At 49.3% G+C, this 15,081-nt stretch carries 15 protein-coding genes; 1 reads left to right on the plus strand and 14 read right to left on the minus strand.

Going from position 1 to position 15,081, the window contains the following annotated elements:
• Positions 1-35: 35 nt before the first annotated feature.
• From atpA to mnmE, 12 genes are all read right to left on the minus strand, one after another.
• Positions 36-1,577, minus strand: coding sequence for a F0F1 ATP synthase subunit alpha (gene atpA / locus TW77_RS09410; protein WP_046004730.1), 1,542 nt, complete (start codon positions 1,575-1,577; stop codon positions 36-38).
• A 14-nt stretch (positions 1,578-1,591) separates the two neighbouring features.
• Entirely contained in the window at positions 1,592-2,125 is a 534-nt protein-coding gene (gene atpH, locus TW77_RS09415; RefSeq protein WP_046004731.1) for a F0F1 ATP synthase subunit delta, read from the minus strand.
• 15 nt (positions 2,126-2,140) lie between these two features.
• Complete coding sequence (gene atpF, locus TW77_RS09420) at positions 2,141-2,611, minus strand: F0F1 ATP synthase subunit B (RefSeq protein ID WP_046004732.1); 471 nt, start codon at positions 2,609-2,611, stop codon at positions 2,141-2,143.
• Positions 2,612-2,660: 49 nt separating this feature from the next.
• The gene (atpE, locus tag TW77_RS09425) at positions 2,661-2,894 is read right to left on the minus strand and encodes a F0F1 ATP synthase subunit C (RefSeq protein WP_008222392.1); all 234 of its coding nucleotides are present in this window, start codon (positions 2,892-2,894) and stop codon (positions 2,661-2,663) included.
• A 66-nt stretch (positions 2,895-2,960) separates the two neighbouring features.
• Positions 2,961-3,818 carry a F0F1 ATP synthase subunit A gene (gene atpB, locus TW77_RS09430; protein ID WP_046004733.1) on the minus strand — a complete coding sequence of 286 codons (858 nt, stop codon included), beginning with the start codon at positions 3,816-3,818 and terminating at the stop codon, positions 2,961-2,963.
• Between the two features lie 16 nt (positions 3,819-3,834).
• Positions 3,835-4,215, minus strand: coding sequence for an ATP synthase subunit I (locus TW77_RS09435; protein WP_010384869.1), 381 nt, complete (start codon positions 4,213-4,215; stop codon positions 3,835-3,837).
• A gap of 138 nt (positions 4,216-4,353) precedes the next feature.
• Positions 4,354-5,307: a ParB/RepB/Spo0J family partition protein gene (locus TW77_RS09440; protein ID WP_046004734.1), complete on the minus strand. Its 954-nt coding sequence runs from the start codon at positions 5,305-5,307 to the stop codon at positions 4,354-4,356.
• 15 nt (positions 5,308-5,322) lie between these two features.
• Entirely contained in the window at positions 5,323-6,108 is a 786-nt protein-coding gene (locus TW77_RS09445) for a ParA family protein (RefSeq protein ID WP_046004735.1), read from the minus strand.
• Positions 6,109-6,122: 14 nt separating this feature from the next.
• Positions 6,123-6,743: a 16S rRNA (guanine(527)-N(7))-methyltransferase RsmG gene (rsmG, locus tag TW77_RS09450; RefSeq protein WP_046004736.1), complete on the minus strand. Its 621-nt coding sequence runs from the start codon at positions 6,741-6,743 to the stop codon at positions 6,123-6,125.
• Positions 6,744-6,759: 16 nt separating this feature from the next.
• Complete coding sequence (gene mnmG, locus TW77_RS09455) at positions 6,760-8,649, minus strand: tRNA uridine-5-carboxymethylaminomethyl(34) synthesis enzyme MnmG (RefSeq protein WP_046004737.1); 1,890 nt, start codon at positions 8,647-8,649, stop codon at positions 6,760-6,762.
• 433 nt (positions 8,650-9,082) lie between these two features.
• Positions 9,083-9,532 (minus strand): FMN-binding protein MioC, encoded by a 450-nt coding sequence (gene mioC, locus TW77_RS09460; RefSeq protein ID WP_046004738.1) that lies wholly within the window; start codon positions 9,530-9,532, stop codon positions 9,083-9,085.
• A gap of 701 nt (positions 9,533-10,233) precedes the next feature.
• Positions 10,234-11,598, minus strand: coding sequence for a tRNA uridine-5-carboxymethylaminomethyl(34) synthesis GTPase MnmE (mnmE, locus tag TW77_RS09465; protein WP_046004739.1), 1,365 nt, complete (start codon positions 11,596-11,598; stop codon positions 10,234-10,236).
• 97 nt (positions 11,599-11,695) lie between these two features.
• Here mnmE and TW77_RS09470 point away from each other — a divergent pair, with 97 nt between their 5' ends.
• Positions 11,696-13,843, plus strand: coding sequence for a winged helix-turn-helix domain-containing protein (locus tag TW77_RS09470; RefSeq protein WP_046004740.1), 2,148 nt, complete (start codon positions 11,696-11,698; stop codon positions 13,841-13,843).
• Here TW77_RS09470 and TW77_RS09475 read toward each other — a convergent pair.
• Positions 13,838-14,599 (minus strand): TlpA family protein disulfide reductase, encoded by a 762-nt coding sequence (locus TW77_RS09475; RefSeq protein ID WP_046004741.1) that lies wholly within the window; start codon positions 14,597-14,599, stop codon positions 13,838-13,840. The two genes, TW77_RS09470 and TW77_RS09475, sit on opposite strands and share 6 nt — an antisense overlap.
• Positions 14,596-15,081, minus strand: coding sequence for a TlpA family protein disulfide reductase (locus TW77_RS09480; RefSeq protein WP_082078895.1), 486 nt, complete (start codon positions 15,079-15,081; stop codon positions 14,596-14,598). The genes TW77_RS09475 and TW77_RS09480 overlap by 4 nt, the downstream gene beginning before the upstream one ends.

Below are 15,081 nucleotides of genomic sequence, written 5' to 3' on the forward strand. Positions count from 1 at the left end.
TGGGTGAGTAGCTAACTACTCACCTTCATAACACATTACCAAGTTTGCGTAGACTTGAACTTCTCAAGAAGTTCTTTCAGCTGCGCTTCGATCTCGGCGTTGTAGTTACCAGTTTCATTGATTTGAGTCATTAGCGCTGCGTATTCGCTTTTCGCGAATGCGATAAGGCTTGCTTCAAAATCAAGTACTTTGTTGATTTCGATGTCTTTCAGGTAGCCTTTCTCAACAGCGAATAGAGACAGAGACATGTCAGCAACAGACATTGGTGCGTACTGTTTCTGCTTCATTAGCTCTGTTACGCGCTCACCGTGCTCAAGCTGGGCACGTGTTGCATCGTCAAGGTCAGAAGCGAACTGAGAGAACGCCGCTAGTTCACGGTACTGAGCTAGCGCTAGACGGATACCACCACCTAGTTTCTTAACGATTTTAGTTTGCGCTGCACCACCTACACGAGATACCGAGATACCAGCGTTAACCGCTGGACGGATACCTGCGTTGAACAAGTCAGTTTCCAAGAAGATCTGACCGTCGGTGATTGAGATAACGTTGGTAGGTACGAATGCAGAAACGTCACCACCTTGAGTTTCAATGATTGGCAATGCCGTCAATGAACCTGTTTGACCTTTCACTTCACCGTTAGTGTATTTTTCAACGTAATCAGCGTTAACGCGTGATGCACGCTCTAGCAGACGTGAGTGAAGGTAGAATACGTCACCTGGGTAAGCTTCACGGCCCGGCGGACGCTTAAGTAGTAGTGAGATCTGACGGTAAGCAACAGCTTGCTTAGACAGGTCATCATATACGATTAGCGCGTCTTCACCACGGTCACGGAAGTATTCACCCATAGTACAACCAGAGAACGGAGCCAGGAATTGTAGTGCAGCAGACTCAGATGCTGATGCAACAACAACAATGGTGTTCTCAAGAGCGCCGTGCTCTTCTAGTTTACGTACTACGTTAGCAATGGTAGAGGCTTTTTGACCAACCGCAACGTACACACACTTAACGCCTGTGTCTTTTTGGTTGATGATAGCATCGATAGCCAGTGCTGTTTTACCAGTCTGACGGTCACCGATCACTAGCTCACGCTGACCACGACCAACTGGGATCATAGAGTCGATAGACTTATAACCAGTTTGTACTGGCTCGTCTACTGATTGACGCTCGATTACGCCCGGTGCGATTTTTTCAACTGGCTCAAAACCATCGTTGTCTACCGCGCCTTTACCGTCAATCGGCTCACCTAGAGTGTTTACAACACGACCTAGCAGACCACGGCCTACTGGTACTTCAAGGATACGACCTGTTGATTTAACTTTTACGCCTTCTTTAAGGTCAGCGTATGGACCCATTACTACCGCACCTACTGAGTCGCGCTCAAGGTTCAATGCGATAGCATAACGGTTGCCAGGAAGCTCGATCATCTCACCCTGCATACAGTCAGCAAGACCGTGGATGCGGATGATACCGTCGGTAACAGATACGATAGTACCTTCGTTACGCGCTTCACTTACAACTTCAAACTGCTCAATGCGTTGCTTGATCAGTGCAGAAATTTCTGTGGAATTAAGTTGCATGCTCTTTTTCCCAATTACGATTGTAGCGTCGTCACAAGACGATCTAACTTGCCGCGAATAGACCCGTCGATAACGGTATCGCCGGCTTTAATGACCAGACCACTTACGATGGTTTCGTCGATGCTACAATTCAGCTTAACTTTGCGTGCGAAACGTTTCTCAAGTGCCGCGACCAATTTTGCTTGCGCATCTTCGGCAAGCGCTGCTGCTGAAACGACGTTAACGTCGATTTCTTTGTCATAGTCTGCTTTTAATTCAGCAAACAAGTCTGCAACAGCTGGCATGGCGGCTAAACGCTCATTTTCGGCCATCAGCTTGATAAGGTTTTGGCCTTGTTCGTTGAGTTGCTCAGCGCATAGCTTGATGAATACATCAGACTGCTCTGCTTCAGTGGCAATGCCACCTAACAGCGCCTGAACCTGTTCATCGCGGGCCACCTGGCCTGCGAAGAACAGCATTTCATTCCAAGCTTCAACTGTGCCTTTCTCAACGGCAAGTTCAAAAGCCGCTTTAGCGTATGGGCGAGCGATAGTAGTCAATTCAGACATGCTCATACCCTCTACTTAAAGCTCAGCGACAAGTTTTTCAACGATGTCACTGTGTGCGGCTTGGTCGATTTCACGCTCTAAAATCTTCTCTGCACCAACCACAGCCAGAGTCGCTACTTGTTGACGTAGCTCTTCTTTCACGCGGTTGCGCTCAGATTCGATCTCAGAGTGTCCCTGAGCAATGATTTTCTCACGCTCTTGCTGACCACGAGTTGTCTCTTCGTCAACAATCAGCGTTGCACGCTTTTTAGCTTGTTCGATGATCTCGCTAGCCTGAGTTTTCGCTTCTTTCAGTTCTTCAGCCGCTTTTTCGCGCGCTAGCTCAAGATCTTTTTCAGCTTTGTCAGAGGCAGCTAATCCATCTTCGATTTTCTTCTGGCGAGCTTCAATCGCACCATTTAGTGGTGGCCATACGAACTTCATACAGAACCATACGAAGACCACAAATGCGATTAATTCACCTATTAGAGTGGCGTTTAAGTTCACGACCGCTCCTCCTTACTTGACAGTTGTTCGTTTCAGGTATTTTGCAATATTAAAGAGCGAACAACATGTACATAGCGATACCTACACCGATCATTGCTACGGCATCGATAAGACCAGCTAGGATGAACATTTTAACTTGTAGTTGAGGCGCAAGCTCAGGCTGACGAGCACATGCTTCTAGGAACTTACCACCCATGTTACCGAAGCCTAGTGCAGTACCGATTGCACCAAAACCGATTAGTAGAGCAACAGCGATAAGTTTAATAGCAACTGCGATTTCCATTTTTATCTCCAAAGTTTCAATAGTAAATTAAAGTTAAAGTTTAAAAAATTCTTTTTTTTCAGCTAATTAGTGGCTTTTTGTACTAGCCATGCTGAGGTAAACGATAGTCAGCATCATAAATACGAATGCTTGCAGTACGATTACCATGATGTGGAATACAGCCCATACAAAGTGCAGTGGAAGCTGCATCAGGCCGATTGCACCGATCAGGATGAAGATCATCTCACCTGCATACAAGTTACCGAACAAACGCAGTGCCAGCGAGAAAGGCTTAGCAACCAGCGCGATTGTTTCAAGTAGCAAGTTACAAGGGATCAGGATAGCCATCACCAGTTTGTTCTTAGAGCTGAACGGGTGCAGCGTAAGCTCACCAATGAAGCCGCCCAGGCCTTTGATACGAATTGAATACCCGATCATCAGAATAAATACGCCCAGTGCCAGTGCAGCAGTCATATTCACGTCTGTGGTCGGTACAATTTTCATGTAAACATCGTGAGGGTCCATACCAAATGCTTGTTCACCAACAAAGCCGGCGAAAGCTGGTAGGAAGTCAACAGGAACCAAATCCATCAAGTTCATTAAGAACACCCAGACGAAAATCGTCAGGGCCAAAGGCGCGATCAGCTTGCTATTGCCATGGTAAGTGTCTCGCACGTTATCACCAACGAGCTCAACAACCATTTCAATAAAGCACTGGAATTTACCAGGAACGCCTGTGGTGGATTTTTTAGCGGCACTTCGGAAGATCCATAAGAATATAAGACCTAAACCGATGGACCATGCGAGGGTATCTATATGCCATGTCCAGAAACCACTGTCCGCACATGCTTTATTGAAGGCCAGACCGGCATCGGTCGAACACATCTTGGCATTGGTCAAGTGGTGCTGAATATGGCTCGATAGAGTCACTTCTTCTGCAGCCATTGTTTTATCCTAAAAGTTAATGATTAAAAAAAATCAGAACCAACCATTGTGTCAGCATCACCAGCATATAAGTGCCGAAAAACGGCAACATAACCACTGAAAAATGCTTAAAAATCAGCGCAAAAAGCACAACAGTTAGCAAAAATTTTAATCCGTTTCCTCGTTTCAAAGAGGAATACACTTGATTTGCCTTACTCGCTCCCATAAATCGGAATGCATAAGCGGCAAATACAAAATTAGGGAGTACCAGCACCGCACCGCCAGCCAACGCCGACAGGCCTGCTTCCACTCCCCAACCAATAAAAACTATTACTGCAGCAATGATAGCTACGAGACCCTGATACAAAACACCTTTTAATGCGGCACGCCGATATGGGCTTGCTAACGAATGAGTCACTTATATTTAACCTTAATGACGCTAAATTTTATCAGGGCTAGAAAACTGGCGAAATTATACTTATTTCTGCTCAATTTGCAACTTGACGAGACGAAATGTAACGCTTTTCGAGCGCCCATTTCGCCTCAGAAGGTAACTTTAGGAGGGTTGTTGAAAATCGGGCTGGATACGCCCCAAAATTCCGTCTAATTCGTCTAAATTTGCATAAGAAATCACCAGCTTACCTTTGCCTTTTTGGTTATAATTTATCTCCACTTTGGCTCCCAGGTTCTCTGCCAGTTGTTGCTCAAGCAGTTTAACGTCCGGATCTTTCTCTTTTGCTGGTTTTTGCTCCACCGGCTCCAGCATCGCACGCACTAATTTCTCAGTCTCGCGCACAGTCAGCCCTTTGGCTACAGCCGTTCTGGCGGCTTCAGATTGCTGCTCGCCGGTCAATGCCAGCAGACAGCGTGCGTGGCCCATCTCAATATCACCATGTTCCAACAAGATTTTTACATCATCATTGAGGTTATTGAGACGAAGTAAATTGGTCACTGTGGTACGCGACTTACCAACCGCATCCGCCACTTGCTGATGGGTCAGTTCAAACTCATTCAGTAATCTGTCTAGCGCCACGGCTTCTTCCATGGCATTGAGATCCTCACGCTGAATGTTCTCAATCAGGGCAATGGCCACCGCGGCTTCATCGGCGACATCCTTAATAATACAAGGCACCACGTCCAGCTCAGCCAATTGAGCCGCGCGCCAGCGTCGTTCACCGGCAATGATTTCGAATTGGTTTTCAGCGATGGGGCGCACCACGATTGGCTGTAATACCCCCTGGGCCCGAATAGAGCTGGCCAGCTCTTCCAGTGCCTGCTCAGACATATCTTTGCGCGGTTGATATTTACCACGTTGCAAATACTCGATGGGCAATCGCTGTAATTCCTGATCGGTCACCTCATGACTTTGCGTCGTCTGCTCAGGTTCAACGGCACGCTCGGTGCCCTGGGTTTGTGTGACTTCAGGCTGAGCTGATTGTGGAGCAGCAGGTTTTGCTGAACTCAACAAGGCATCCAGACCTCGACCCAAACCGCGTTTTTTCACCGACATTGTTTTTTCTTCCTCTTAGGCAACAGCTGCTGCTTGTTTTTCCTGACGGCGGAGCATTTCTCCGGCCAGTGCCAGATACGCTTTGGCACCACTGGAGGCTCTGTCATAGTACATCGCCGGTGCACCAAAACTCGGCGCTTCAGCCAGACGCACATTACGTGGGATCACAGTGCGGTAGACTTTTTCACCAAAATGCTGTTTTAGCTGTTCAGATACATCATTGGCCAGGCGGTTACGCGGATCGTACATAGTGCGCAGGATCCCTTCGATCTGTAACTGCGGATTCACCAGTTTAGACAGCTGGGTAATGGTATCCATCAGGGCTGTGAGTCCTTCCAGTGCATAATATTCACACTGCATTGGCACCATCACAGAATCAGCCGCGGCCATCGCATTGACCGTCAACATATTCAATGAAGGCGGACAATCGATAAAAATAAAATCATACTGATCCAGCACCGACTCCAGCGCATTGCGCAACCGCACTTCGCGGGCAAACAATTCCATTAGCTTAACTTCGGCCGCCGTGACATCACCGTTGGCAGCAATCAAATGGTATTCGCCGGAGGTTTCTTTGCTGATCACGTCCTGGATCGGGGTTTCTTCGATCAATAGATCGTAAATGGTCGCTACTTCGCCATATTTGTCAACACCGCTGCCCATGGTCGCATTGCCTTGTGGATCCAGGTCAATCAGCAGGACCTTACGTTTGGTCGCAGCCATGGAAGCTGCCAGGTTGACCGCAGTGGTGGTTTTTCCCACACCGCCTTTTTGGTTTGCAATCGCAATGACTCTAGCCACTATGTCCTCGAATACTAGTCTTTTTTCAAAATGATTAAATGACGTTCACCGTCCAGCTCGGGTACCTGTAAGCTGATATCACTTTCCAGGGTTACACCAGCGGGCAGGCTATCCAGTTCCTGCTGCGGAAACTGACCTTTTAATGCCAGAAAGCGGCTTTCGCCATCGACCAGATGTCCACACCACTGAACCATGTCCTGCAACGAGGCAAAAGCGCGGCTCAGTACACCGTCTAATTTAACACTTGGCTGATATTCTTCAACACGAGACTGAACCGGTGTGACGTTTTCCAGTCCAAGCGCATGTTTTACCTGGGTTAAAAAACGTACACGCTTGCCAAGGCTGTCGAGCAGGACAAAATTGGTGTCGGGCAGGGCGATGGCCAATACGATCCCGGGGAGTCCCGGTCCGGTGCCTACATCAATGTAGTTTTTGCCACTCAAATGAGGCGCAACCACCAGTGAATCCATGATGTGTTTAACCATCATTTCTTTTGGATCGCGCACTGAGGTCAGGTTGTAGGCTTTGTTCCATTTGTCGAGCAGCCCGACATAATCGACGAGCTGCTGCTTTTGTTGTTCAGTTAGCGTGATGTCCGTGCGCGCTAACAGGGCTGTAAGTTGTTCTAATAACACAGTCTTCCATTTGTTGTTACGCAGACTTGCGCAACAACCCTTGCTTCTTCAGATACACTAATAATAGCGAAATCGCAGCAGGGGTGATACCAGAAATACGAGACGCCTGACCGATTGTTTGCGGTCTGGCTTCTGTCAGCTTTGCCACCACCTCGTTGGACAGGCCACTAACCTGAGCATAATCAAACTCTGCAGGTAACAAGGTTTCTTCATGGCGAAGCTGTTTGTTGATCTCATCCTGCTGACGCGCAATATAGCCCGCATACTTAGTCTGGATCTCAACTTGCTCCAGCGCCTGAGTATTGTCCTGGTCACTTGCCAGCCCTTCGATCTGCATCAGATCTTTGTAACTGACTTCCGGGCGACGGATCAGATCTTCTAAACTGGCTTCACGGGTTAATGGCGATTTCAGTAATGCGTTCACCTGCGAAAGCGCCGGGTGATCTTTGTGGATCCAGGTATTACGCAGTCGTTGCGTTTCCTGTTCCATCACTTCCAGTTTATTGTTGTATGCCGCCCAGCGTTCATCATCAACCAGACCCAGCTCACGCCCTTTTTCGGTCAGGCGCAGATCCGCATTATCTTCACGCAACAGCAGGCGATATTCAGCTCGGCTGGTAAACATACGATAGGGTTCTTTGGTCCCAAGAGTTGCCAGGTCGTCGATCAAGACTCCGGTATAGGCCTGATCGCGGCGCGGTGTCCAGGCTTCCTGACCTTTTACTTGCAAGGCCGCATTCATACCAGCTATCAGACCTTGTGCACCAGCTTCTTCATATCCGGTGGTGCCATTGATCTGGCCAGCAAAGAACAGACCATTAATGAATTTGGTTTCCAGAGATTGCTTCAGGTCGCGCGGATCGAAGAAATCATACTCAATCGCATAACCAGGACGACAAATGTGCGCATTTTCAAAGCCCTGGATTGAACGCACAATCTCTAACTGAATATCAAACGGCAGGCTGGTGGAAATACCGTTCGGATACAACTCGTAAGAAGTCAGTCCTTCCGGCTCGACAAAGATCTGGTGTTTCTCTTTATCAGCAAAACGGACGATTTTATCTTCAATCGATGGGCAATAGCGCGGCCCGATCCCTTCAATGACACCGGCATACATAGGCGAGCGGTGCAGGTTATCGCGGATCACATCATGGGTTTTTTCATTGGTATAGGTGATATAGCAGGGGATCTGTTGTGGATGATCCGACGCTTTACCCATAAATGAGAATACCGGCGTTGGCGTATCACCAGGCTGTGCCTGCATCACTGAAAAGTCTACGGTACGCGCATCAATACGGGGTGGTGTACCGGTTTTCAGTCGATCAACGCGGAATGGCAATTCACGTAAACGCTGTGCCAGAGCAATTGAGGGGGGATCGCCTGCACGACCGCCTTTGAAATTTTCCAGACCGATATGGATCTGACCGCCGAGGAAAGTACCTACTGTCAGTACCACTGTTTGTGCACTAAAGCGCAGTCCCATCTGGGTGACAACGCCCTTAACCTGATCCTGTTCAACGATCAGATCATCACACGATTGCTGGAAGATCTTCAGATTATCCTGATTTTGCAAGATCTCCTGGATCGCCGCTTTATACAGAGCGCGATCCGCCTGAGCACGTGTTGCTCGTACAGCCGGGCCTTTAGAAGAGTTCAAAGTACGGAACTGGATCCCGCCTTTGTCGATCGCTTTGGCCATTGCGCCACCTAAAGCATCGATCTCTTTTACCAGATGACCTTTTCCGATCCCGCCGATCGCTGGGTTACAGGACATCTGTCCCAGGGTGTCCATATTGTGTGTTAACAATAAGGTATTCATGCCCATACGTGCTGCAGCCAACGCTGCCTCAGTACCAGCATGACCACCACCAACAACGATAACGTCAAAATGTTCGTGATAAATCATTTACGGGATCCTACTTAAAAACAACCAGCAAATTTCGAAAGGGTGCGTATTCTACCCAGAAAAACGCAGAAGTGAAACGTTTAAATTTTAATCAGAGCAAAAGGATCACTTAATAATATATAAGGATCTTTTTAAAGATCTTTTATTAGATCTTACTATTAGATCAGCCTGGATCTGTGAATAACAGTGTATTCCTTATTTGATCCAAAGAGTTAGATCAGATCATATGATGTGAATTAGATCGGATCATCACGATGAAAAGCTTTGATCAAAGTGGCTATTTATTCACAAGGCAAGATCCGATGAAAACTATCCAATGGATAAGTATGCTTAGATCCGCAGTTAGATCAAAGGTTATCCACAATGCGATCTAAGAAAGGTCTATTTTGTGAATAACTTCTGTGTAAAAGATCTTACTGCAGATCCATATATCTTACTGAACTGCCAGGCTCAGCTGCTGTGTTAGCTCTGGTAACCAGGCAATGGCTGCATCTTCCGGTAATGCTTCGTCTTGTACATCGACCTTTAATACCGGTAAAAGCTGCTGCGCGCCTTTGTCTGTCAGTAACTGCGCACAATTACTGGCGGCCAGGTTATAGGTGTCATAACTTGAGTCGCCAATACCCACCACGGCAAACTGAACGTGGCTCAGATCATCATGCTGCGTCAGTTGCTCTATAAAAGGCAGCAGGTTATCCGGGTAATCGCCCGCACCATAAGTGGAAGTAACCACCAGCCACAGAGGATGCTGACAGGCGTTCAGATCTGGCTGCTCATGTAGATGTGTGCTGAATTCACTGGCATCGAGTTGCTCGGCAAGCTGCTCTGCGACGTATTCTGCACTGCCCATCTGGCTGCCTATGATGATCTCAATATTGCGCATGACGCGGTGTACCCTGATTGCTGACTTTCGATCTATTCGCGACATCTTAATGACCTCACAACAGAAGTAAAGTATTGATCTGGGTTTGGGATAAAAAAATCTTGCCTGATTTGTGTGCAAAACAGTGGGCTTTATCAATAGTTGTTTTATAAACAATGGGTTAATAAAATATTCCAACTGCTAATTCAGTGTGCTAGTTGTGGATAAACCGCGTATATCCTGATGTTTTTTGGGGTTATATGATGAGACTAAAACGGCCGCTTAAGTGGCAAAACCGGCCTGTTTTTCGGCTTGTGGATAGTTTTGGGGGGATAAGTCGATCTACAGGCAAAAGTGCATTCCAGTAGAGGATCTATAAACTTTGATCCATATAATAAAATAATCTAAAAAATGGCGATCTTTTTTTGGATCACAGCCTGGATCGGACTGTTTTTGATAACCTGCGGCGCCAAAAGGCCGGGTTTAAGGGTCGCGTATGGTACCGCTGTGTGCGAATTATGGGCTTTATCGGAGTCGATACCGACAGTAGCGCAGCGTGTTTATGGTCGTTATTCTTGACTAAAACGGTGCAATTAAATCGGCCAGACAGCACGATATGGCACCTGATCAGCAATACCAAACAGGGCAAATGTGTGAATAAGGAAAGCGTGACTAGCTGTGGGAGTGGGCGCAGACCAGAGCGGCACTGCGCTAATAAAAGGTTATTTACCGATACAGAAGGAGCTGAAGATCTTACCGAGCAGGTCGTCTGAGGTGAATTCACCGGTGATCTCATTGAGGTGCTGCTGGGTCAGGCGTAGCTCTTCGGCCAGGATCTCGCCGGCAATGTGCATTTCTAACTGAGTCTGACCAATCTCCAGGTGCTCTGCGGCACGTTCTAACGCGTCGAGGTGACGGCGGCGCGCCATAAAGCCGCCCTCGGTTGCACCGGTAAAGCCGATACAGGCCTTAAGGTGTTCACGCAGCAGATCTATGCCTGTGCTGTCTTTGGCGCTGAGGCGGATCAGGGCATGACCATGGTCGTGGCTGGTGCCTGTGGGTTCACCACTGAGATCGACCTTGTTGCGGATCACTGTGATGTCCATGCCCTGTGGCAGCTGTTCAATGAATTCCGGCCAGATCCGGGCAGGATCGGTTTCATCGGTTTCGGTGCCGTCGACCATAAATAATACGTGATCGGCGGCGCGGATCTCATCCCAGGCACGTTCAATACCAATTTGCTCGACCTTGTCCGGACTGTCGCGCAGACCTGCGGTGTCTATTATGTGCAGCGGCATACCATCAATATGGATATGTTCTCTGAGCACATCCCGGGTGGTGCCGGCGATATCGGTCACAATGGCGGCTTCGCGGCCTGCCAGCGCATTGAGTAATGAAGACTTGCCTGCATTGGGGCGACCCGCGATCACCACTTTCATGCCTTCACGCATGATGCTGCCTTGCTTGGCTTGCTGACGCACCACGCCCAGCTGCTCTATGATGGCGCTGAGATCGCCGGCCACTTTGCCATCGGAAAGAAAGTCGATTTCTTCATCCGGAAAGTCAATTGCGGCCTCAACATAGATGCGCAGATGGATCACTTGTTCCACCAGCGCATTGATGTGCTTTGAAAAGTCTCCCTGCAGAGAGTGCAGCGCGCTTTTGGCTGCCTGTTCACTGGTGGCATTGATCAAGTCGGCAATGGCTTCGGCCTGGGTGAGATCCAGCTTGTCATTCATAAAGGCGCGCTCGGAGAATTCACCGGGCTTTGCCAGCCGTACACCGTCAATCTGACTGATCTCTTTAAGCAGCATATCCAATACCACCGGGCCGCCGTGGCCTTGCAGCTCCAGCACATCTTCGCCGGTAAAGGAGTTCGGGCCTTTAAAGAACAAGGCGATCCCCTGATCGAGTTGTTCTCCCTGAAGGGTTTGGAATGACAGATATTCTGCATAGCGGGTTTTCGGGCATCTGCCGAGAATTGTGTGGGCAACTTGTTCGGCCAGAGTACCCGAAATTCGGATTATGCCGACGCCGCCCCGACCAGGTGCGGTTGCCTGTGCTGCAATGGTGTCTTGTGCGATCATGATGACCCTTGAAAGCAAACTCTAATTAGCGCTAAGTGTACAGCAAACGCACGCTGTGAGGTATAGTAGAGGCGGTTCAGAGATAAGGATATAGCTTGTGGTGGTATTTGCTCAGTATCGCTTTGACAGCGATAGCTTGGTATTAAAAAAAGATCAGCAAGTGGTGGTGCTGCGCCCTAAAGTTGCTCAGTTATTACAGTATTTATTGGCACGACCGCAGCAAGTAATATCCCGCGAGGCATTGCTGGAGGCACTGTGGCAACACGGTGAGTTTCGTGATGCGGCGCTGACGCAAAGCATGACGGAGCTGCGCCAGGCACTGGGTGATGATGCACAGCAGCCCAGCTTTATCCGCACCATACCGCAGCAGGGTTATCAATGGATCTGCCCGCTGACACAGCCAAAGCACAGCAAGCACAAGGTGTTATTGAGTGCGCTGTTAAGTGCCGCCTTGCTGATTGGTGGCGGTGTTATTGCCCTATTCACTCATACAGATCCTGCCCCGGTGTCGGCGCAGCTTGCCCATCCCGCTTTAACTATTTTGCCTCTGGACAACCAAACCGGGGTCGCCGCCAATGCCTGGTGGGGCTATGCGCTGCACGCGGCATTGACGACACGATTGCAATCTGAATACCGTTTGATCCCGGCTGCGCAGTCGACTAAAGAGGATGACAGCAGGCAGGTGGCGCTTACCTTATCGCGCCAGCAACAGCGTTACGTGCTGACTATTCATACCGCCCGGCAGCAACAAAAAATCGTGGTTGAGCAGCTGGATATGGGGTTTGATAACGTTGCTGAGCAGATCATTACAGCACTGGCTTTATTGCCTGATGGGCAAAATGCGCGCAAGTCGGAGCAGGTTGCTTCGCAAGACTATTATCGCGGATTACAGGCGCTGGATGAGCAGGGCAACAGACTGGCTAAATCCTATTTTGAGGCAACCCTTATCCAGCATCCGCAGCATCTGGCTGCGCAACTTGAACTGGCGCGCATTGCCTGGCAACAAGGTGAGCTGGCGAAGGCGCGGGCCTTGTTTGCTGCGATGGATCTGAATGCTGCAGAGCCTGCCATACGGGTTCGCCATTATTTGTACTTGGCTGAGTTTAATAAAGCTCTGGGCGACTATGTGCAGGCGCAGACTGCCGTGCAGCATGGGCTGACGCTTGCGCAGCGTCACCAGTTGCTGGAGCAACTGGCCACAGCGTATCAGCTACAGGCCGAGCTGTTCTGGCTCACCCAGCAGTGGGATGCCTACGCCAAAGCGCTGAATTCAGCATACGCGTTAATTGGCAGCCGTGCTTTGGCGTATCGTGACGCACAACAGGCCTTTTATCTGGCCAATCCGCCCGCCACCGGGCCCGAAACCAAGCGTTTACTGGACTTAGAACGCAGCAAGCAGGTGCTGGCACAGTCGATAGCGTTTTACCGTCAGTCGCCTCGGCGCAATTTACTGGCGCGGGCTTTATTTGCCTATGGGCAGAACTATCTGGTGCCGGTTGCGCAGAGTGAGCCGAGCTTGCTGGAAGCGCTGGAGATTGCATCGGAACTGGGTGATGTCTACTTACAAAAGCAAATACTCACTTACCTGGTATTTTACTATATTCAGCTACATCAGCGTGACAAGGCACAGGCTTATCTGGCACAGGTGGAGCCTGATCCGCAGTTTGTTCCCCACTATGAATTACACTGGCTGCTGCGCGGCATGGCCATTATGGATGGCGCACTGGATCAGGATGGCGCGCCGGGACTCGCAACTGCCATAGAGACCTTCGAGCAGTTGTTAGGCTGGGAGCAGGTATCCACCCTCACCGCTGCGCATGCCCAGTTGATGCTGGGGTGGAGTCTGATAAAGCAAGATGAACTGGTACGGGCCGACGGGTTAGTGAGAAGCGCACAGGCGGTGTATCAGCAGCTCAAGCTGGTTGAGACTGAGGGCTATGCCCGTTACACACGTATGTATATTCATTTACGCCGGGGTGAGGCGAAACAGGCACTGACTTTATTGTCTGCGCCAGAGCAGGCCAGTCACCTGGAGCTTTTATATGGTGCGGTGGCGGCTTTTATGGTTCATGATCATGCCTTGTCAAAGCAGTTAAGCGATCAACTGGCCACACGCCCCAACAGTGCAGCACTGATCAATCAGCTTACCTGGATCAGAGCTGCAATAGTGCCGCCATTTGAGTTGGTGACAGCTGTTATCGACAAACCCTACAGCGTGTATTGTCAGAGCAACTGGGCGCTATAAAGGTAAAGGCGGCACCTGATTTGCGCGGTAAATGACTTTACCTTGCCTGTTTTGCACTACCCAGTAGGGTAAATCTGTCACCTCAAAGCGTCTGAACAGCTGATTGTGGCTGTCAAAAACGATCTCATGATTAACGTTAAAGCGTTGTTGATAGGCACTGACCTGAGTGTGATCCACATAAAACGGTTTGATCACGGTGATTACCGGGTAGTCGATATTGGCTGACAGATGGTTATTCTGTGCGATCCTGCGCTCGCAATTCGGGATATGCTGAAACGGACACAGGCTGTCGCTGAAGAATAATACCCGAAAGCCCGCACCCGGGCGGGTGGGATCAAAAGGGTGCCCGGATAAGGTTTGAAGCGTTTGATCCTGAGCGGGCTGGTCTGCGTGTGCCGCTAGTGGGGCCTTGATTAGCGCCTCTCGTGTGATTACTTTTTTTCCTTCTACCACCAGCCGATAGGGAGTTTGTCTCACGCCATAGCGGATCGCCAGCTGATTGTGGGTGTCTATTTTCAGACCGTCATAGACAGGGAACAGCGCAGTAAACTGATCCACACTGGGTTTATCTATGTTGATGTCCGGGTGCAGAAAGCGACGCTCGATATCGGGGTGTGGATCCGGCAAAGGGGTTTGCTGCACGTACTCATCCCAGAGATTAATAAAGATGTACTCAACCGGGGCGGCGATTGACTGCTGGCTGAGCAATAGCGCAGTCAGGCTCAGTAATAGGGTGATCGGGTTGTGTAACTTCATAGTTTGTCTCCTGTCAGTGTCGCCAGGTGCTGTCTGAGTTCATCGGTTAACAGGGCGCTGCGGTAAATCTCTTTGCCACTGGCATCGAGCAAAATATGCTGAGGTGTGCCGGTTACCCGATACTGGCGGGTAATGCTACCCGATGCATCAAACACTGTGGGAAACCGATAGCCATAGCGGTTTAAATAGGTTTTCACCCCCTTGACGGTCTGATTAAAGCCCACATTGACGGCAATGACCTGATAACTTTCCTGGCTGTTTTCGAAGGCCTGCTGGAGCAGGGGCATCTCTTCTACACAATAGGCGCACCAGGTGGCCCAGAATTTCAGGTAGGTGATTTTGCCACTGCTTGAGATTGGCTGATCTGCTAATGTTCTGGCCTGCAAAGGGGGATAAGGTTTGGCCGAGGCGGTGGCCGACAGTGCCAGTAATACGATGCCTGTGAGGAATGTCTTAAGATTAGTCTTCATAATGGTTTCCAT

Origin of the sequence: Pseudoalteromonas rubra, assembly GCF_000967655.1 — a bacterium.
Lineage (GTDB): Bacteria > Pseudomonadota > Gammaproteobacteria > Enterobacterales > Alteromonadaceae > Pseudoalteromonas > Pseudoalteromonas rubra_A.